The organism is Monashia sp. HAY1-5C, from assembly GCF_056755255.1.
Genome location: NZ_JBPGXG010000026.1, coordinates 1 through 19,622 on the forward strand (window position 1 = coordinate 1; position 19,622 = coordinate 19,622).

The 19,622-nt window shown below is 72.9% G+C and carries 16 protein-coding genes and 1 pseudogene; 6 read left to right on the plus strand and 11 right to left on the minus strand.

All coding sequences use genetic code 11. From position 1 onward, the window contains the following. A pseudogene (locus tag ACR9ZK_RS06140) lies at positions 1 to 921 on the plus strand (hypothetical protein); the annotation flags it as partial. Positions 922 to 985: 64 nt separating this feature from the next. Here the strand turns inward: ACR9ZK_RS06140 and ACR9ZK_RS06145 are convergent. The 4 genes from ACR9ZK_RS06145 to ACR9ZK_RS06160 are packed head-to-tail and all read right to left on the minus strand — an operon-like array spanning position 986 to position 6,201. Beyond that, entirely contained in the window at positions 986 to 1,675 is a 690-nt protein-coding gene (locus ACR9ZK_RS06145) for a thymidine kinase (protein WP_481341006.1), read from the minus strand. 11 nt (positions 1,676 to 1,686) lie between these two features. Beyond that, the gene (locus ACR9ZK_RS06150; protein ID WP_481341007.1) at positions 1,687 to 2,844 is read right to left on the minus strand and encodes an alkaline phosphatase family protein; all 1,158 of its coding nucleotides are present in this window, start codon (positions 2,842 to 2,844) and stop codon (positions 1,687 to 1,689) included. A gap of 1 nt (position 2,845) precedes the next feature. Then, positions 2,846 to 3,445 carry a DUF5998 family protein gene (locus ACR9ZK_RS06155; protein WP_481341008.1) on the minus strand — a complete coding sequence of 200 codons (600 nt, stop codon included), beginning with the start codon at positions 3,443 to 3,445 and terminating at the stop codon, positions 2,846 to 2,848. 35 nt (positions 3,446 to 3,480) lie between these two features. Continuing rightward, on the minus strand, positions 3,481 to 6,201 hold the full coding sequence (locus ACR9ZK_RS06160) for a bifunctional acetate--CoA ligase family protein/GNAT family N-acetyltransferase (protein ID WP_481341009.1): 2,721 nt from the start codon (positions 6,199 to 6,201) through the stop codon (positions 3,481 to 3,483). A gap of 56 nt (positions 6,202 to 6,257) precedes the next feature. Between ACR9ZK_RS06160 and ACR9ZK_RS06165 the strand changes: the two genes are divergently transcribed. Genes ACR9ZK_RS06165 through ACR9ZK_RS06175 form a run of 3 tightly spaced genes read left to right on the plus strand, consistent with a single transcriptional unit; the run spans position 6,258 to position 10,611 of the window. After that, positions 6,258 to 6,884 (plus strand): nitroreductase family protein, encoded by a 627-nt coding sequence (locus tag ACR9ZK_RS06165; protein ID WP_481341010.1) that lies wholly within the window; start codon positions 6,258 to 6,260, stop codon positions 6,882 to 6,884. Between the two features lie 56 nt (positions 6,885 to 6,940). Further along, the gene (locus ACR9ZK_RS06170) at positions 6,941 to 9,406 is read left to right on the plus strand and encodes a DNA gyrase/topoisomerase IV subunit A (protein WP_481341011.1); all 2,466 of its coding nucleotides are present in this window, start codon (positions 6,941 to 6,943) and stop codon (positions 9,404 to 9,406) included. Then, complete coding sequence (locus ACR9ZK_RS06175; protein ID WP_481341012.1) at positions 9,403 to 10,611, plus strand: sucrase ferredoxin; 1,209 nt, start codon at positions 9,403 to 9,405, stop codon at positions 10,609 to 10,611. The genes ACR9ZK_RS06170 and ACR9ZK_RS06175 overlap by 4 nt, the downstream gene beginning before the upstream one ends. 27 nt (positions 10,612 to 10,638) lie before the next feature. Here ACR9ZK_RS06175 and ACR9ZK_RS06180 read toward each other — a convergent pair whose 3' ends face one another. From ACR9ZK_RS06180 to ACR9ZK_RS06210, 7 genes are all read right to left on the minus strand, one after another. Further along, complete coding sequence (locus tag ACR9ZK_RS06180; protein WP_481341013.1) at positions 10,639 to 11,526, minus strand: hypothetical protein; 888 nt, start codon at positions 11,524 to 11,526, stop codon at positions 10,639 to 10,641. Further along, positions 11,523 to 12,533 (minus strand): vWA domain-containing protein, encoded by a 1,011-nt coding sequence (locus ACR9ZK_RS06185; protein WP_481341014.1) that lies wholly within the window; start codon positions 12,531 to 12,533, stop codon positions 11,523 to 11,525. Before ACR9ZK_RS06185 ends, ACR9ZK_RS06180 begins: the two co-directional genes overlap by 4 nt. Next, complete coding sequence (locus tag ACR9ZK_RS06190) at positions 12,530 to 13,513, minus strand: VWA domain-containing protein (RefSeq protein ID WP_481341015.1); 984 nt, start codon at positions 13,511 to 13,513, stop codon at positions 12,530 to 12,532. The genes ACR9ZK_RS06185 and ACR9ZK_RS06190 overlap by 4 nt, the downstream gene beginning before the upstream one ends. After that, positions 13,510 to 13,992, minus strand: a complete 483-nt coding sequence (locus tag ACR9ZK_RS06195; RefSeq protein WP_481341016.1) for a hypothetical protein — start codon at positions 13,990 to 13,992, stop codon at positions 13,510 to 13,512. Before ACR9ZK_RS06195 ends, ACR9ZK_RS06190 begins: the two co-directional genes overlap by 4 nt. Next, positions 13,979 to 14,866 (minus strand): DUF58 domain-containing protein, encoded by an 888-nt coding sequence (locus tag ACR9ZK_RS06200; protein WP_481341017.1) that lies wholly within the window; start codon positions 14,864 to 14,866, stop codon positions 13,979 to 13,981. Before ACR9ZK_RS06200 ends, ACR9ZK_RS06195 begins: the two co-directional genes overlap by 14 nt. A gap of 17 nt (positions 14,867 to 14,883) precedes the next feature. Then, a complete protein-coding gene (locus ACR9ZK_RS06205; protein ID WP_481341034.1) occupies positions 14,884 to 15,909 on the minus strand; it encodes an AAA family ATPase in 1,026 nt (341 codons plus the stop codon). A 342-nt stretch (positions 15,910 to 16,251) separates the two neighbouring features. Next, positions 16,252 to 18,387 carry a DNA gyrase/topoisomerase IV subunit B gene (locus ACR9ZK_RS06210; protein ID WP_481341018.1) on the minus strand — a complete coding sequence of 712 codons (2,136 nt, stop codon included), beginning with the start codon at positions 18,385 to 18,387 and terminating at the stop codon, positions 16,252 to 16,254. Positions 18,388 to 18,749: 362 nt separating this feature from the next. On the opposite strand from ACR9ZK_RS06210, the gene ACR9ZK_RS06215 reads away from it, so the two are divergent. After that, positions 18,750 to 18,974 carry a DUF7455 domain-containing protein gene (locus tag ACR9ZK_RS06215; RefSeq protein WP_481341019.1) on the plus strand — a complete coding sequence of 75 codons (225 nt, stop codon included), beginning with the start codon at positions 18,750 to 18,752 and terminating at the stop codon, positions 18,972 to 18,974. 70 nt (positions 18,975 to 19,044) lie between these two features. Beyond that, positions 19,045 to 19,533: a DUF456 domain-containing protein gene (locus ACR9ZK_RS06220; protein ID WP_481341020.1), complete on the plus strand. Its 489-nt coding sequence runs from the start codon at positions 19,045 to 19,047 to the stop codon at positions 19,531 to 19,533. Positions 19,534 to 19,622 lie beyond the last annotated feature (89 nt).

The window sequence follows — 19,622 nt, forward strand, 5'->3', positions numbered from 1 at the left end:
ATGCCGGCCCGGATCAGCGCCTGGACGTCCCGGGGGCGCAGGCCCCCCGCGACCTGGATCTGCAGCTGCCCGAGCCGCGTCTACGACGTCGAGGCCGAGGGAGGCGTCGGCGAACCCCGCGACAGCGGTGACGCCCGACGCGCGACCGGCGCCTCCGCGAGCGCCCGGCGCCGCGAGGGCGAGACCGTCGACCTCATGGCGGCGATGCGCGAGCGCAGCGCGCAGCGCCGCGGACGCCGCCGGCCACGCGCCACCGAGGTGCCCGGGCTCGAGGACGCGCCGGAGGAGGCGCTGCCGCTCGAGGAGCTGGCACGCGACCCCCGCGAGGAGCTGCCGCCCGCGGCGCACACCCACCCCGAGGACGACCCCGACGTCGAGAAGCACGGGTCGGCCCAGGAGCGGATCGGTGCGGAGGCGGCCGCCCGCAAGGTCCGTCGGGCCGAGCGCACCCAGCCGGTGCGTCAGACCGACCCCACCAGCGACCCGAGCACCGACGCCGAGCTGGCCGCAGCCGAGCAGGCCGCCGTCGAGCAGGCCGCCGTCGAGCAGGCGGCCGAGGTGGACGGAGGGGACGACCGTGGCGTCGCCGGGGCGTCGGTTGGCGCGGGTGAGGTCGACGACACCCTCCGCACCCACGACACCGACGACACCGACGACACCGGCGAGCCGGGCGAGGTCGACGACACCGACCCTCCCGCCCACGCGGCCGAGGCGGCCGAGGGCGTCAGGGCGGTGGCCGACACCGGCCGGCCCCTCGGAGCCGACGCCGGGCAGGAGGAGACGGGCGAGCTCATCGAGGAGCGGGCCACGTCGGGCGACCCTCGTCCGGCTCCGGCGCGGCGCGCGTCCACCGCGCGCAAGTCCGGACGCCCGAGCGTCCCCAGCTGGGACGACATCATGTTCGGCCGTCGCGGCGACTGAGGCACCGACACCCGCGGCCTGCCACGACCGGCCTGCCTGCCCCGGCCGGATCGGTTCGTCCCCCTCAGTCGGCCTGCGTGATCGGCAACGGCGGCAGCGGGCACACGTCGAGGTCGAAGGGCAGCACCTCGGGCGAGACCGCGGCGGCGCGAGCCGCGTGCGAGGTCATCCGTCGCATGTAGTGGCGGCGGCACAGCACCTCGTACTCGACGACGCCTGCCGCCGGCTTCGTGTCCCCGACGACGACCTGCTCGCCCTCGACGACCATGACCCCGTCGAGGACGCGGGCGTTCGTCGTCGCGCGGCGACCGCACCAGCACAGGGCCTCCACCTGCAGCACCTGGACCCGGTCGGCGAGCTCGATGAGGCGCTTGCTGCCGGGAAACAGCTCGGTGCGGAAGTCGGCGGTGATGCCGAAGGCGAAGACGTCGACGTCCATCTCGTCGACGATGCGGGCCAGCTGCTCGACCTGCTCGCCGGTGTAGAACTGGGCCTCGTCGCAGACGAGGTAGTCGATGCGGTGGCCGGCGGTGGCGCGGTCGACGACGGTCTCCCAGAAGTCGAGGCTGTCCTCGACCTCGAGGGCCCCGGTCGACAGGCCGAGCCGGGAGGACAGCACGTTGGTCCCGGCGCGGTCCATCTTCGTGAAGATGAGGCCGACGCGACCGCGCGCGCCGTGGTTGTGGTCCATCTGCAGGGCGAGCGTCGACTTGCCGCAGTCCATGGTTCCGGAGAAGAAGACGAGCTCAGCCACGGGCCACCACCCTAGGACCCGAGGCGGGGCGGGACCACGACCACCGGCACGGCGAGTTCCGCCTCGCTCGTCGACCCGTGCAGGCCGAGCAGGCGCACGACCTCGGGGCGCATGACGCCGGAGTGGACGACGGCCAGACCGTCGCCCGTCACGACGAGCAGGTCGCCGATCCGTGGCGCGACGTGCGGGCTCACCACGCCGAACCAGCCCTCGTCGACGGCCTGCTCGCGGGTCAGGACGCGGGCGCGTCCGGCGAACCGTGACTCCCAGGTGGCGGCGACATCGGCCTCCGCTCCGACCTGCGTGTAGAGCTGGAGGTTGCGCGGCTCGCCGCCGAGGTGGCGCACGCCGGTCATGAGGGCCGGTTCGTCGACGAGGTCGACGCGGGCCTCGAAGGGAACGTCGACCATGCCGTGGTCGGCCGTGACCACGACCGAGGTGTCGGCCGGCACGCTCGCGGCGAGACGGCGCAGGGCGGCGTCCACCGCCTCCACCTCGTCGCCCCACTGCCAGGACTGGCAGCCGTGGACGTGACCGACCTTGTCGACCTCGCCCCAGTACAGGTAGACGAGCGACCGCGGCGCGGCCCGCACCGCGGCCAGTGCGGCGTCGACGCGGGCCTCGAGGGCGTGCGCGGCGCGGAAGCCCCCGCCGCGCAGGGCCGCCGTGGTCAGTCCCGAGCCGTCGAAGTAGTGCGGACCGACCATCGTCACGCGAACGCCCTCGGACTCGACCTGCTCGAAGACGGTGCGGTTCGGCTGCCAGGCGCGCGGGTCGGGTCCGTTCTCCCAGGACAGCTCGTTGAGGACCCGGTCGGTCTCGGGGTCGAGCACCTGCATGCCGACGAGACCGTGGGCGCCGGGCGGCAGGCCGGTGCCGAACGACCCCATCGAGGTCGCCGTGGTCGTCGGGAAGCCGCAGGGCACGCGTCGCATCGCCTCGAAGCGCGAGCGCAGGAACGGCGCGTGCCCGCTGCGCTGGCGCAACAGGTCGTGACCGAGCCCGTCGACGAGCACGACGACGCTGCGCGCCGCCTCAGGCAAGTCGAGGACGTCACGTCCGGCGAAGGCGGGGACGCCGAGGCTCGCCGCCACCGACGGCAGGACCGACGCGAGGGTCGGTCCGGACCAGTCGAGCGCCGGGGCGGCCTCGCGTGGGGGCGTCGTCACCTCAGAGCGCCGAGCCGCCGCCGATGCTCGCCGACAGGACCCGCGCGAACCGCATCGCCTTGCCCACGGCGGCCTCGCCGTCCGCGGCCGAGCTGATGCGCAGCGAGATGTCGTCGGAGGCGATGGTGCCCTCGAACCCGTGGTCGGCCGTGCAGTCCGGGTCGCCGCACTGTGCGGGGATCATGTCGAGGCGGCTCACCGCGCCCCAGCCGAGCGTGAGCGTCAGGTCGCGGCCGTGGCTGCCCGGACTGAAGCTGGCCGGCTCGGACACGACGTGGGTCAGCATGACGCCCCGGACGGCCGCGAGCGGCACGGTCTCGGTCGTCGCGGTCGCCATGAGCTTGTCGTCGGGCTCGGCGTGGTCGTCGGCGTGCGCGATGACGAGGCGCTGCGGCGTGACGACGAGGACGGTGACGTGTCGCCGGACCGTCTCGTGGTCGAACGTCGTCTCCTGGTGGACGAGGTGGCTGACGACCTCGTCGTCGGCGACGGCGGACTCGACGACGTCGCACACGAGGTCCGGGTAGTAGCCCGCGCGGGTGATGTCCGCGGTGAGCTCGTCGGGAAGGGCCCGGTGGGCGTCCTGGGTCATGCGTCGCATGGGGTCATCCTTGCACTCGCGGTGGGCCGCACCGGTCAGGTCATCCGCCGGCGGCCCGGGTCCTTGCGCACGAGGGCGTGCCGCACGACGACCTCGGCCCCGAGCACGTCGACACCGCCGGTCCACGCGTTGACCGGGTTGAGCTCGACCGACGCGAGCTCGGGATGGTCGTCGGCGAGGACCGAGAGCCGCGCGACGAGGTCGGCCAGTGCCGCCCGGTGCACCGGCGCCGCGCCCCGGTGGCCGTTGAGCAGGGGCGCCGCCTTGACCCCGTCGATGAGGTCGGTGACGTCGACGTCGGTCAGCGGTGGGATGCGGTGGGCGACGTCGCCGAGCAGCTCGGTCGGCGGCCCGGCGACGGAGAAGGAGACGACCGGGCCGAAGAGCGGGTCCTCGCTCGCCCGCAGGACGCACGAGACGCCGGGCACCGCCATCCGCTGCACGACGAACCGGTCGGCGCCCAGCGGCCCGAGCCGCCCGGTCAGGGACGCGTGGGCCTCGCGCACCGCCTCGGCGTCGACGAGGTCACCACGGACGCCGACAAGTCCGGGCTGGTGGCGCACGACGGGCGACGTGGACTTGAGGATGACCGGGTAGGTCAGCTCGTCGGCGGCGGCCACCGCGGAGTCCGCGGTCGTCACCTCGACGGCAGGCCAGAGGCGGATGCCGTACGAACCGAGGAGGTCTCGAGCCTCGTCGCGGGTCAGGGCCCGGCCGTCGGGCGACCCGGCGAGCACCGTGTCGATGACCCGCTCCGCGCGCAGCCGGTCGATGCCGACAGGGGCGACCGGGCTGCCGCGGTCGCGCGAGCGCCACAGGGCGTACCGGGTCACGGCGTTGAGCGCCCGGATGCCGTCCTCCGGCATCGAGTACACGGGGACCGAGCGGCGCTGCCCGTCCTGCTCGTAGGAGAGTCCGTCACCGACACCACGCATGCCGAGGAACGTTGCGACACACGGCTTCTCGTGGCTGGCAGCGATGGACCGCACCGCCGTGAGCACCTCCTCGTCCTGGGTGACGAGGGGAGGGATGAAGGCGGCCACGACGCTGTCGACCTCGTCGTCGGCGAAGGCCGCGTCGAGTGCCGCGGCGAACTCCTCCGCGGACGCCTGCGGCATCAGCGACACCGGGCCGTGGGTCACCCGCAGCCCCCAGCTGAGGCAGGCCGATGCGCTGAGCGCACCGAGGGCGTCGGAGTTGCCGACGATGGCGACGCGCTCTCCCCGGGGCAGCGGCTGGTGCAGGGTCAGCTGGGCGACGTCGAAGAGCTGGTGGACGTTCTCCACCCGGATGACGCCCGCCTGGCGCAGCAGGGCGTCGAAGGCCTGCGGCGGCGCGTTCGTGACGCGCGTGCGGTGCCCCGGGGGCGCCGCGTAGCTCGACACGCCCGAGGACACGACGACGACCGGCTTGACCTGGGCCAGCTGGCGGGCGATGCGGGAGAACTTGCGGGGGTTGCCCATCGACTCCAGGTAGAGGCCCACGGTGTCGGTGGACTGGTCGTCGATCCAGTACTGCAGGAGGTCGTTGCCCGAGACGTCGACGCGGTTGCCGGCCGAGGCGAACACCGAGATGCCGAGGCCGCGCCGGGCCGCCGAGGCGAGGACGGCGACGCCGAGGGCACCGCTCTGGGCGAAGAGGCCGAGCCTCCCTCGCTCGGGGATGACGGGGGCGAGCGTCGCGTTCAGCCTCACCTCGGGGTCGTTGTTGACGAGGCCGAAGCTGTTCGGCCCGACGAGGCGCATGCCGGCCCGCCGGACGCGTCGCCGCAGCCGGTCCTGCAGCCTGGCGCCCTCCTCCCCCGCGTCGGCGAAGCCGGAGGACATGACGAGCAGGGCCCGGACGCCGGCCTTGCCGCACTCCTTGACGACGCCGACGGCCTGCTCGGCCGGGACGACGACGACGGCGAGGTCGACCTGCTCGGGCACGTCGGCGATCGTCGGGTAGGCCGGCAGCCCCTGGACGGTGTCGGCGACGCGGTGGATCGGGTAGATCTCGCCCGCGAACCCGGCGGCCAGGATGTTGCGCAGCACGAGGGCACCGATCGACTCCTCGCGGCGGCTCGCCCCGATGATCGCGACGCGCCTCGGGAACAGGATCGTGCTCATGCTGCGCGCCTCGGCACGGTGCTCACGGGCCAGCTGCACGGCCTTGCTCTGCTCGGTCGGCAGGATGTCGAAGGACACCTCGACGACGCCGTCCTCGACGTGGTGCGACACCTCGTAGCCGGCCTCGCGGAACACCTGGAGCATCTTGCGGTTCTGCGGCAGCACCTCTGCGGTGAACCGGGTGATGCCGAGCTCCTGGGCGATGGCGGCGAGGTGCTCGAGCATGACCGAGCCGATGCCCTTGCCCTGGAAGTGGTCGGAGATGTTGAAGGCGACCTCGGCGCTCTGGTCGTCGATGCGGTCGTACCGGCCGATGCCGATGATCTCGTCGTCGAGCGTGGCCACGAGGGCGACGCGGTCGTGGTGGTCGACGTGGGTGAAGCGGTACACGTCGCGGTCGCTCAGCTGGCGCAGCGGCGCGAAGAAGCGCAGGTAGATCGACTCCGCTGACTGCCGCGCGTGGAAGGTGCGGATGCCGTCGGCGTCGCCGGGCCCGATGGGGCGCACGTGGGCCACGGTGCCGTCGCGCAGCACGACGTCGGCCTCCCACTCGACGGGGCCCGTCGGCGACTCGTCGGCGCCCCCGCCGGCTGCCGTCGCGGGACCGGACGCGTCGGCGCCGGCCTCGTGGTCCGCTCCCGAAACCATGGGGCCCATCGTGTCACGTCGCGTCGGCGGCGCACCCCCGGTGCGAAGGTGGCCACATGGAGTTCACCGACGTCGTCCGCGCCCGTCACATGTGCCGCCGCTACGACCCCGACCGCGCCGTCCCGCGGGAGGTCGTGCAGCGGTGCCTCGACAACGCGGTACGGGCCCCGAGCGCCGGTTTCAGCCAGGGCTGGGACTTCCTCGTGCTGTCGACGGAGGCCGAGCGCGCGCCCTTCTGGACGGCCACGGCCGAGCCGGGGTCCGCGGCCACCGACGACCCGTGGCTCGCCGGCGTCAAGGCCGCACCCGTCCTCGTGCTGTGCCTGTCGGACAAGGACGCCTACCTCGACCGGTACGCCGCTCCCGACAAGGGCTGGACCGACCGTGACGAGGCCCGCTGGCCGGTGCCCTACTGGGACGTCGACACGGGCATGGCGGCCCTGCTCATGCTGCTCACGGCCACGGACGAGGGTCTCGGCAGCCTCTTCTTCGGCGTCCCACCGGCGCGGCACCCCGCGGTCAGGCAGGCCCTCGGCATCCCCGACGGACGCCGCATCGTCGGGGTCGTCTCCCTCGGGTACGCCGTCCCGGGGCCGAAGAGCCCGAGCCTGCGACGGCACCGGCGCACCGGTGCGGAGGTCGCCCACTGGGGCCGTTTCGGCGTGGCAGGTGAGCCGTCGTGAGCGGCCTGCGCGAAGATGGGGTGTTCACCCGCTAGCGGCAAGGAGCAGCACCCGGCATGGCCCGACGCACGACCACCACGCCTCCCCCCGAGGACTTCGAGGAGAAGATCGTCGGGATCGACGTCGAGGAGGAGATGCAGAACGCCTTCCTCGAGTACTCCTACAGCGTCATCTACTCCCGTGCCCTGCCCGACGCGCGTGACGGCCTCAAGCCGGTGCAGCGACGGATCCTCTACGGCGCCAACGAGCTCGGCCTGCGCCCCGACCGCGGGCACGTCAAGAGCCAGCGCGTCGTCGGCGAGGTCATGGGCAAGTACCACCCGCACGGCGACCAGGCGATCTACGACGCCCTCGTGCGCATGGCCCAGCCCTTCACGCTGCGCCTGCCGCTCATCGACGGCCACGGGAACTTCGGCTCGCTCGACGACGGCCCCGCAGCCGCCCGGTACACCGAGGCGCGGATGGCCGACGCCGCCCTGCTCATGGTCTCGGGCCTCGACGAGGACACCGTCGACTTCGTCCCGAACTACGACGACACCCAGCTGCAGCCCGGCGTCCTGCCCGCCGCGTTCCCCAACCTGCTCGTCAACGGGGCGTCCGGCATCGCCGTCGGCATGGCGACGAACATGCCGCCGCACAACCTCGTCGAGGTCATCGGGGCGGCCCGGCACCTCATCGCCAACCCGACCTGCTCGCTCGACGAGCTGATGAAGTTCGTGCCCGGCCCGGACCTGCCCTGCGGCGGCAGGATCGTCGGCCTCGAGGGCATCCGCGACGCCTACCTCACCGGCCGTGGCAGCTTCCGCACCCGCGCCACCGCACGCGTCGAGTCGATCACGCCGCGGCGCAAGGGCATCGTCGTCACCGAGCTGCCCTACCTCGTCGGGCCGGAGAAGGTCATCGACAAGGTCAAGGACCTCGTGCAGTCCAAGAAGCTGCAGGGCATCTCCGACCTCAAGGACCTCTCGGACCGCACCCACGGCCTGCGCCTCGTCATCGAGGTCAAGAACGGGTTCAACCCCGACGCCGTGCTCGAGCAGCTGTACCGGCTGACGCCGATGGAGGAGAACTTCGGCATCAACAACGTCGCGCTCGTCGACGGCCAGCCCCGCACCATGGGGCTCAAGGAGCTGCTCAAGGTCTACGTCGACTTCCGCACCGACGTCGTCCGCCGGCGCACCTCCTTCCGCAGGCGCAGGGCCGAGGACCGGCTGCACCTCGTGGACGGCCTGCTCATCGCGATCCTCGACATCGACGAGGTGATCCAGCTGATCCGCTCCTCGGACGACGCCGGCACCGCGCGCGAGCGGCTCATGGGCGTCTTCGAGCTGTCCGAGCTGCAGGCCAACTACATCCTGGAGCTGCAGCTGCGCCGCCTGACGAAGTTCTCGCGGATCGAGCTGGAGAAGGAGAAGGAGACGCTCGAGCGGACCATCGAGGAGCTCCGCGCCGTCCTCGAGAACGAGAAGCTCCTCCTGAAGCTCGTCTCGACCGAGCTGGCCGACGTCGCCAGGTCGCACGGCACCCCGCGGCGCACCGTGCTGCTCGAGAGCTCCGGACAGAGCGCCACCGCGGCCGCCGCCTCGCCCCTCGAGATCGCCGACGACCCGTGCTGGGTGCTCCTGTCCTCGACGGGCCTGCTGGCCCGGACCGGCTCCGACGAGCCGGTGACCGCCGAGGGGTCGCGCTCCAAGCACGACGTCGTCGTCGGTGCGGTGCGCACCACGGCCCGCGGCGAGTTCGGTCTGGTCACCTCCGCCGGACGAGTGGTCCGCCTGTCCGCGCTCGACCTGCCGACGCTGCCGCCCACCAACGGCGCCCCCAGCCTGTCCGGCGGCGCGCCCCTCGCGGCCTACGTCGACCTGGCCGGGGGCGAGCAGCCGGTGACGATCGTGCCGGTCGGCGCCGAGGCGCCCGTCGTCGCGCTCGGCACCGCGAGCGGCGTCGTCAAGCGCGTCACGCCCGACGCCCCGAAGAGCAACGAGTGGGACGTCATCGCCCTCAAGGACGGCGACACCGTCGTGGGGGCGGCGGTGGCCGACCGCGACGAGCTCGACCTCGTCTTCGTCACGACCGACGCCCAGCTGCTGCGCTTCGCCGCGAGATCCGTTCGGCCGCAAGGCCGCTCGGCGGGCGGGATGGCTGGCATCAAGCTGGCACCCGGTGCGCGCGTCGCCTGGTTCGGGGTCGTCGACCCGTCCCGCGAGGGCGTCGTCGTGACGTCGGCCGGCTCGTCGGGCGCCCTGCCCGGCACCGAGGGCGGGTCGCTCAAGGTGACGCCCTACGCCGAGTACCCGGCCAAGGGCCGGGCCACCGGCGGCGTCCGCTGCCACCGCTTCCTCAAGGGAGAGGACACGCTCGTGCTCGCCTTCGCCGGCAACACCCCGGCCCGCGCGGCGGCCGCCAACGGCGTCGCCATCGACCTGCCGCCGGCCGAGGGCCGGCGCGACGGCTCCGGGATGCCGACCAGCTCGGTGATCGCCAGGGTCGCCGCTCCCCCGACGGAGGGTGCCGCATCATGACCCCACCTCCCACGGACGCCACGACACCCGACGACGGGACGGCCGACGCCGGCCACGACACGCATCCCGCCACGACCGGTCACGGCGAGCCGGCGAGCGACGCGTGCTCGGTCCTGTTCGACCACGACGGCACGAGCGCGTTCGGCACCGCCGCCCGCGCCCGGTTCTTCGTCGTCGTCGAGCAGCCCGGCCCCTGGGGCCGCGACGCCGCGCGCGAGTCGCATCTGGACCACGACCTCGGCGCTGAGCTCGACGCCCGCACGGCCCAGGCCGGTGGGCGGTTCATGCTCGTGCGCAAGCCGGGCGGCCACCCGGCGACGGACGCACCCCGAACGGTCCTGCTCGCCCACGCCGGCGAGCGGCCGGCCGACGCCTGGCTGCTGCGGGCCCAGGTCACCAGCATCGGTGACCTGCTCGGCCTCGACTGGGGAGCCCTGGCCCGTGGCAGCGAGGCGCTCGTGCGCGCCTCCCTGCCCGGCGCGGAGCCGGCCGAGCCCAGCCTCCTCGTGTGCACCAACGGCCGACGCGACGTCTGCTGCGCGGTGCGTGGGCGACCGCTCGCGGTCCACGCCGCCCGGGTCGCGCCCGGTCGCGTGTGGGAGGTGTCGCACACCGGCGGTCACCGCTTCGCCCCGACGGCGATGCTCCTGCCGTGGGGCCAGACCTACGCCCGGCTCGACGACCCCGCGGCCGAGTGGGTGCTCGGTGCGAGCGCCTCGGGCCACACGCCGGCGGAGCTGCTCGGACCGCTGCACGACCGCGGCCGGTCCGCCCTCGAACCGGCCGCGCAGTGCGCCGAGTCGCACGTCCGCAGCCTGCTCGGCGAGACGCACCTGCCGGCGCTCTGGGCCGGGGCGCCGGAGCCGCGGACCGGCACGGCGACCCCAGCGACCGCCCCGACGGCGACCGACGGGGCGGCGCAGGGGCCGACGGAGGCGTCTGGGGAGAGGCCGACGCAGAGGTCCACGGACACACCCGCGGAGCAGGCCGGGACCCGGGTCCCGCAGCCGGGCACGGACGTCGCGACCCCGGATGCCTGGATCGTCCCGGTCACCCACCTCGATGGACGCGCGTGGCGGGTCCGCGTCGAGCGCACGTCGGCGGGCCTGGCTCGACCCGAGTCGTGCGGCAAGAAGGCGGTGCCGGTGCACGAGTACCGCGTCACCGTCGTCGCCGGGCCGTCGCCGACTCCCGCAGAGGCCTAGCCTCGAGCCGAGCTCGACCCGCCCGCGTCACCACGGCTTGGGGTAGGTCTGTCCCGAGTCCCCGGGCAGCACGCGGTCGTCGTCGCCCTGCTGCTGGTTGCGCTCGATGGTGTTCTTGCGCTGCTGCTCCTGGAGGTAGTCCTGCTCCTCCTGGCTCGGGGTCCGACCCGGGTCCGGGGTGGGCGTGGGCTGAGGCGCCGGTCCCGGCTGCGGCGGTTGCTGGTCGCCCTGCCCCTGGTCCGGCGGGGCGTCGGCGTTCTTCTGCTCCATCCGCTGCTGGGCCTGCTCGAGCTGGTCACCGGTCCGACCGCCCTCCGGCGCGTCGCACAACGGCGGGCGTTCCTTCGTGATGCGGATCCCCTTGTCGTAGAACTGCTTCCACTCGTCGGGCCGTTCGCGTGCCTTGGCGGCGTCCCCGAGGGCCTCGTAGGTCAGTCCGAGGTTGACGCGCACCTTGCAGTCGTCGATGCCGCCCTTGGGGACGAGCTCGAAGGCCTGCTCGAACCACGGGCGAGCCAGCTCGTAGTGGCCCGAGAGCACGTGGGCATCGCCCACGGCGAAGGGCGCCCGGAACTGCTCGACGACGTTGACCCAGCCCTGCCGCTGCGCCCACGTCATCGCGCCGTCGGGGTCACCGCTGGTGTACGAGGCGAGCGTGCGGTCGTGGACGAGGTTGAGAGTGAGCAGGCGCACGGCGACGAGCACGAGCAGGACCGCCACGGGCAGCGACGCGAGGACGAGCCGGCGCCGCCGGCGACGCAGGTGTGGCGGTCGCGGCGCCCGGTGGGTCGCGGCCGACCCACCTGCGGCGCCCCGGCCCAGCGCGGACAGTCGCGAGCGCAGGACGGCGAGCACCTGCCGGGACCGGGGCGGGGGCTCGGCTGTCGCTGGCGGGCGGTCGACGAGCGAGGTCATGACCCCACCTCCCTGCGACGACGGGTCTGGGCAAGAGCGGCGGCACCGGTCCCGACGTCCCAGACCGCGATCCCGGCGAGCCCGAGCAGCGGCAGCCAGTAGAGCTCGTGCCGGGCCGCGACCTGCTGCCTCTCGAGCTGCTCGCTCGTGCCGAACGCGTCGAGGTCGACGTCGGCCATCGCGGCGTCGACCGGGTCTCCCGCCTCCCGGTGCACGTACGGCACGCCGAGCTGGGCGGCGATCTGGCGCAGCTCCGGCTCGGAGATGACCGAGCGCGCGTCCTCGCCCGTGGAGGGGTCCTTGATGTAGGAGGCGGACGAGTCGAAGCGCGAGCGCGTGGACTTCATCCGGCCACCCTCGGTCGTGCCGTACCCGAGCACCGCCCCGCCGTTGACGAGGGAGTGGTCGATCGTGAACGGGGCGGGAGGTTCGGGGGCCGTCTGCTCGCCGTCACCGAGGTAGTAGACGATGCGGCCCCGCTCGGGGGTGCGCTTCTGCGCCTGCTCGAGCAGGGTGCCGAGGCGGTCGTTCGCCTCGGTCACGGACGACCCGTGCGAGTACTCGGACGGTTCGGGCAGGAGGGTCTGCAGCGCGGCGTCGAGGGCGTTCGTGTCGGTCGTCAGCGGCAGTCTGACGCGGGCGGCCTGGTCGAAGGTGACGACGCTGTACCGCGCACCCGGGAGCCGCTCGGCGATGTCCGCGATGTCGCTCGCGACGCCCTCGATGCGCGGACGCCCGTCACCGTAGTCCTCGGCGATGATGCTGCTCGTCGTGTCGACGACGAAGTACACGTTGAGGTTGGCGGCCGTCGTGTCGACGCGGTCGCCCGGCACGCCCGGGCGGAGCGCGGCCAGCCCCAGCAGGACGACGGTCGCGGTCAGGCGCCAGTGCGTGGCGCGGGACTCCCCCGGCATCGCCCGCGACGACGGGTTCCACCACACGGCTGCCAGGCCCGCCACGGCGAGCACGAGAAGGACGGGCCAGGGCAGGACGGGCAGCAGGGTCACGTCACCCACCTCCGGCTCGCGCCGACGAGGCCCACGAGACCGACGCCCGCGAGGGTGATCGGCAGCGTCGGGTTGTCGGAGTAGAGGGCCCGCGCGGCGGAGTCGATGATCGTCGCCTCCTGCGCCTGGACGGCATCGACGATGCCCCTGACCGCCGAGGGGTCGCCCATCGTGTAGTACTGGCCGGCCGTGCCCGTGACGACCTCGCGCATCTGCTCCGCCTCGTCGTCGGGTCCGTCCTCCTCGGGGTTGAGGCCGTAGACCCGCACGCCCTTGGCCTTGGCCAGCTCGCCGGCCTCCGGCAGGTCGATGATGGGCCGGCCCGCGACGTGGTTGTCGGTGGCGAAGACGACCGACCGAGCGCGCCGGAGGTCGACCCGGTCGAAGCTCGACACGCACGTCGCCAGGCCGTCGCCGATGAGCGAGGTGCCGCGTCCGTTGAAGGTCCCCGCGAAGAACGACTCCTGGTCGGGGTCGCCACCGAGCGCGTCGGAGGCGGTGTCGAGCTCGTCGTTGATGAAGTCGTAGTCGTCGGTGAGGGGGAAGACCGTGGCGGCGGAGGAGTTGAAGATGACCAGGCCGATGCGCTCGCCCTCGAAGCTGCGCACGAGCGTCTTGAACGTGGCGACGAGCTCGGCGTCGTAGGCCGCCATGGACCCGGAGATGTCGAGGCAGAGCAGGATGTCGCGTGAGCGCGTCTGTGGCTTCTCGACCGTCGTGTCGAGGGGGCGCGCGGCGCCGAGGAGCGCCGCGCACGCGAGGAGGGCGGCGCTGCCGGTCAGCACGCCCATGCGCACGCGGTGCACGCGCAGGGCCCGGCGGAACTCCGGCAGCGCGGTGAGGGCCTGGGAGTTGGCCACCGGAGCGCTGGCCCCCCGCGCCCGGCGCCCGATCAGCCGGTAGACCGCCGTCGCCCCCACCGCGGCGACGAGCAGGCCGAGGGTCAGGACCGCGGGCCACTTGAGGTCGAGCGAGGTCACGCCCACCGCGCCACCACCTGCCTGGCCACCTCGCCCGCCCCGACGAGCGTCTGGGTCTCGTGGGGACCGAACTCGCCCGGGTAGAGGCGGCTGACGACCTGTGACACCGGCGAGAACCGCTCCCCCGACGCCGTCAGCTCGGTCAGGGTCATCGTCGGGGCGTGGACGCCGGAGACCTCCTGCACGAAGTGGCGCACGAGGATGCTCAGCTGCTGGTGCGCGCGTCGTTGGGTGATCTCGCCGGCGGCGGCGCGGCGCAGGACGAGGTCGATCTGGCGGGTGTAGTCCGCGCGGAGCCTGGTCAGGCGGTCCGGGGTGACCCGCGGTGGCACGACGACCCGGCGTCGCCGCGTCGACCAGAGCACCCATGCGTACCAGAGGGCGACGAGGGCGAGGGCCGCGAGCCCCAGCCAGACCCACCTCGGGGCATACGGGTCAGGCGCGTAGAAGCCCGGCGGGGGTGCGTCAGCGACGTGCACGGCGCTGCCTCTCCAGGAGGGCGAACACCGTGGGGACGACCTCGTCGCTCGACCCGAGGCGGGCGTGGTTGATGCCACGGCGGTCGAGGAGACTGGCCGTGCGCTGCACCCGCTCCTGCACGGTGCGCGCGTACGCCGCCCGGACCCGCGGGTCGAGCCGCACCAGCGTCGGCAGGGTGTACGTGTCGGCGACGTCGTAGGTGGTCCGGTCGCCGGCCACGACGGTCGGGTCGGCGTCCTCGACGGTGAGCCAGAGGATCTCGTGCTGGACGTGCAACCGCCGTAGCAGGTCGTCAAGGGCAGGGTCGAGGTCGCGGTCGTCGGCCACGACGAGCAGGACGAGCCGGCGTCGGACGTTGCGCACGACCCAGCGCAGCTGCGTCGCGAGGTTGCTGCCGTCGCCGTCGAGGCGGGTCGCGGCCTCGACGGCGCGCAGGAGCAGCTCGAGGTGCGCCTCGCTGCCGCCCAGCTCGTGGGCGACCGTCGAGGACGCCGTGCCGCGCACGAGCCCGACCAGGTCACCGTGCCGTTGCGCGAGGTAGCCGACGAGACCGGCCGCGGCGATCGCGACGTCCTTCTTCGCCTCGCCGCTGCGGGTCGTTGCCGCCATGCCGCGGCCGGTGTCGACGACGAGCAGGACGTTCTGCTTGCGTGTCGCGACGTAGCGCTTGACGAGGGGGGCCTGGTGGCGGGCCGTGGCCTTCCAGTCGATGTCGCGTACCTCGTCGCCCGGCACGTAGGCGCGCAGGTCGTCGTAGTCGAGGCTGCGGGCGTGGAAGATCGACGCGTACTCGCCCTCGAGCAGGCTGCGCGACCGGCGTCGGGCGTGGACGAAGAGCTTGCTCTTGACCCGGGTCAGCAGCGTCGTCGGCATCGTGGCTCCCGCCCCGGTCAGGGTGTGCGGATCCCGCCCACCATGGCGTCGATGACGCGCTCGACCGGCACCTCGTCGGCGGCGGCCTCGAAGCCGAGCGTGACGCGGTGGCGCAGGACGCGGTGCGTCAGCGCCTTGACGTCGTCGGGCACGACGTGGTTGCGGCCGTCGATGAGGGCCCGCGCCCGGGCGGCGGCGGTGAAGGCGATGCTCGCCCGCGGGCTCGCCCCGAAGTCGACGTAGCCGGCAAGGCGCGGCTCGATGTAGTCGCGCGGGTGGCGCGTGACGTAGGAGATGCCGACGACGTAGTTGACGATCGCCGGGTCGATGTAGACGCGGGAGACCAGGGCCTGCAGCTGTTTGACGTCATCGGGCGAGACGACGGGCGAGCCGGGCCGGGCGTAGACGCCGGAGTCGATGCGCCGCAGCACCTCGGCCTCCTCGGCCGGGGACGGGTAGTCGAGGACGTCCTTGAGCATGAACCGGTCGAGCTGCGCCTCGGGCAGGGGGTAGGTGCCCTCCTGCTCGATGGGGTTCTGCGTCGCCAGGACGAGGAACGGGTCGGGCAGGGCGTAGCTCCGGTCCCCGATCGAGGTCTGCCGCTCCTGCATCGCCTCGAGCATGGCCGACTGGGTCTTGGCGCTGCTGCGGTTGATCTCGTCGAGGAGGACGAAGTTGGCATGGACCGGGCCGAGCTGGGTCTCGAAGGCGCCCGAGTGCTGGTTGTAGACCTGGGTGCCGACGATGTCGCTCGGCAACAGGTCCGGCGTGCACTGGATGCGGTGGAAACGGCCACCGACGGCCTGGGCGATGGTCTGGGCGGCGGTCGTCTTGGCCAGGCCGGGCACGCTCTCGAGGAGGACGTGCCCACCGGTCAGCAGGGCGATGAGAAGGGTCTCCTGCAGCCGCACCTGCCCGACGACGCGCGACGCGAACGCGGCCGAGATGGCCGCGATCCGGTCGCCCGCCCAGCGCAGCTCGTCGGGCGACAGGTAGCTCGCGGCCGGCACCGTGCGTTCGGGCGCCTCGTCGAGGCGGGCCACCGCCACGTCGTCGTCGGGTACCGCGGGCCCTGCCGACAGGTGGCCGGGCTCGGTGGGCGCCGACGCATCGGGCCCCGAGCCGTCGGTCGGCACGGCGACGGTGAAGCTGTCGCCACCGGCTCCCAGGCCGGCCGGACGCCTGTCCGGATGCCCGTCCGGGTGACCGTCCGAGGGGCTCCCCGACGGTCCGGCCCACCGCTCGTCGCGCGCGGCGTCCACCGACCCGTCCCCACCGCCGTCGCCCACCTTCGACACCCCTTCTCGACGCAGCCGCCGGAGGGAGCCCCGCCGGCAGGCACATCGTAAGCACGCCACCCCCGGTGGCGTCCTGAGGACGACGCCTCAGGCGTCGATGCGCTCGCGGTCGACGTCGCTCGCGGACTCGACGATGAAGTCCTTGCGCGGGGCCACCTCGTTGCCCATGAGCAGCTCGAAGACCCGCTCGGCCGCCTCGAGGTCGCGCATCGTCACCTGGCGCAGCGTGCGGTGCCGGGGGTCCATCGTCGTGTCGGCCAGCTGGTCGGCGTCCATCTCGCCCAGACCCTTGTAGCGCTGCATCGGCTGCTTGATCTTCTTGCCCGACTTCTCGAGGCGTGCGACGGTCCGGCGCATCTCGAGCTCGTTGTAGGTGTAGATGAGCTCGTTCTTGCGCGCACCGGCGTTGATGACCTCGAGCCGGTGCAGCGGCGGCATCGCCGCGAAGACGCGACCGGCCTCGACGAGCGGACGCATGTACCGGAAGAAGAGGGTCAGCAGCAGGGTGCGGATGTGGGCGCCGTCGACGTCGGCGTCGGTCATGATGATGACCTTGCCGTAGCGGGCCGCCTCCAGGTCGAAGCTGCGGCCGGACCCGGCGCCGATGACCTGGATGATGGAGGCGCACTCGGCGTTCTTCAGCATGTCCGAGACGGACGCCTTCTGGACGTTGAGGATCTTGCCGCGGATCGGCAGCAGCGCCTGGAACTCGCTGTTGCGGGCCTCCTTGGCCGTGCCCATGGCGCTGTCGCCCTCGACGATGAACAGCTCGGAGCGGCCCACCTCCGTGGTGCGGCAGTCGCGCAGCTTCGAGGGCAGGCTCGAGCTCTCGAGGGCGTTCTTGCGACGCTGGGTCTCCTTGTGCAGCCGCGCGCTGATGCGCGACTTCATCTCCGAGACGACCTTCTCCAGCAGCAGGGCGGCCTGTGCCTTGTCGCCACGCTTCGGTGACGTGAGCCGCTCGGTCAGCTCCTTCTCGACGACGCGGGCCACGATGGCGCGCACCGCGTTCGTGCCGAGGACCTCCTTGGTCTGTCCCTCGAACTGCGGCTCGGCGAGCCGGACGGTGACGACCGCCGTCATCCCGGCGAGGACGTCGTCCTTCTCGGGCTTGTCGTTGCCGACCTTGAGCCGGCGCGCGTTGACCTCGAGCTGTCGGCGGAAGACCTTGAGCAGCGCCTGCTCGAAGCCGGCGACGTGGGTGCCGCCCTTGGGCGTCGTGATGATGTTGACGAAGGACTGGACCTTCGTGTCGTAGCCCTGCCCCCACCGCAGCGCCACCTCGACACCGCACTCGCGCTCGAGCTCGGTGGGTGTCATGTGCCCGTTGACGTCGAGGACCGGAACGGTCTCGGTGAAGGTCCCGGAGCCCTCGAGGCGCCACACGTCGGTGATCGGGGTGTCGGGCGCGAGGAACTCGACGAAGTCGGTGATGCCGCCGTCGTGCTGGAACACCTCCTCGATGGGTCCCTCCTCGCCGGGGGTGCCCTTGAGCCGCCGCTCGTCGCGGATGACCAGACGCAGGCCCGGCACGAGGAAGGAGGTCTGGCGGGCCCGTCCGAGGATCGCGTCGTAGTCCAGCTCGGCGTCCTTGAGGAAGATCTGCCGGTCCTGCCAGAACCGCACGCGGGAGCCGGTGACCCCGCGCTTGGCCTTGCCCACGACGGGCAGGGCGCTCTTCTTCTCGTACGGCGTGAAGGACGCGTCGGGCGAGTGGGGGGCGCCCGAGGCGTCGGTGAAGGTGCCGGGCTCGCCCCGGCGGAAGCTCATGCCGTACGTCTTGCCGCCCCGGTCGACCTCGACGTCGAGCCGGGCCGAGAGGGCGTTGACGACGGACGCCCCGACGCCGTGGAGACCACCCGTGGCCGCGTAGGAGGCGCCGCCGAACTTGCCGCCCGCGTGCAGCTTGGTGAAGACGACCTCGACGCCGGACAGTCCCGTGCGCGGCTCGATGTCGACGGGGATGCCCCGGCCGTCGTCGCGCACCTCGATCGACCCGTCGGAGCCGAGGATGACCTCGATGTCGGTGCAGACCCCCGCCAGGGCCTCGTCGACGGCGTTGTCGATGATCTCCCAGAGGCAGTGCATGAGACCGCGCTGGTCGGTCGAGCCGATGTACATGCCGGGACGCTTGCGCACGGCCTCGAGGCCCTCGAGGACCTGCAGGTGACGCGCGGTGTAGTCGCCGTTGCCGGAGGGAGCGGGGCGGGAGGCGGAGGCCACGGGTGTCGGTTCTCTCTCGTTTCGTCGGAGCTGCTCGCCGGAGGTCGGACCTCGCAGGGGGTCTCGGGCCCACCGGCACCCGCAGCCTAGTTCCCCTCGCCGACGACGCCCCGCAGGCTCGCGGCGACCCCTCCGAGGTCGGCCTCCGCGGCCCGTGCCGCCGCGAACCCCGGACAGTCGGTAACGATCCGGGAATCTTGCGAGTGCCTTGCAGCCGAGCGTGCCATCGGGGAAGCATTCCGCGTGATTCACTGTTGGAAGGACCGCGAGAGCAAGGGGCGACGCAGGCGCCCGGAGCCTCGGGCAAGCAGGGATCTCCCTCGGGAGGCCCCGCGAGGAACAGAGAGAAGGCGAGCACTGAGATGACGACAGCACTGGCACCCGAGTTGACTGCAGCAGACCGCTGCGACCGGTGTGGCGCCCAGGCCTACATCCGCGCTCGCCTTGTCGGCGGCGGTGAGCTCCTCTTCTGCGCCCACCACGGACGGCAGCACCTGCCGGCCCTCATGGACAAGGCCGTCGACATCCACGACGAGACGGCCCGGCTCATCGAGACGCCGGCGTCCGCACCCGTCGACGAGCGCTGACCGGGGTCCGGCAGCACAGCGCGGACGCCACGCGTCCCACACCCGCACAGCGGTCCCGACCGGCTGACCCGTGATCACCGAGACGAACCTCCTGATCCTGGGCGTGATGCTGGTCGGGACCGCTGGCGTCGTCGTGCCCGTCCTGCCCGGTCTCGTCCTGGTCTGGGGAGGTGCGCTCGCCTGGGCACTGCTGCGCCAGGACGTCGCCGGCTGGGTCGTGCTGGCCCTCGCGACGGTCGTGTTCGCCGTGGGCCTCACGGCCAAGTACCTCGTGCCGGGCCGGCGCCTGACGCGTCGTGGTGTCGACTCGACGCTCGTGACCGTCGCTGCCCTCGTGGCGGTCGTCGGGTTCTTCGTCGTGCCGGTCGTCGGCGGCCCGCTCGGCTTCGTGCTGACCGTCTACCTGCTCGAGCGCGTCAAGCACCGCGAGCACGCTCGGGCCTGGTCAGCCACCCGGGAGGCCGTGCGTGCGGTCGTCACGAGCATGGGCATCGAGCTGCTCACGGCGCTCGGCATCCTCGCCACCTGGGTCGCGGGGGCCTACCTCACGCGTCCCTGACGTGGCCCTTCTCACAGCCGCCTCTGACACCCGAGCGTCGCGTGACGCACGAAGGCCGCCGTCCCGAGGGAGTGGCGGCCTTCCGTTCG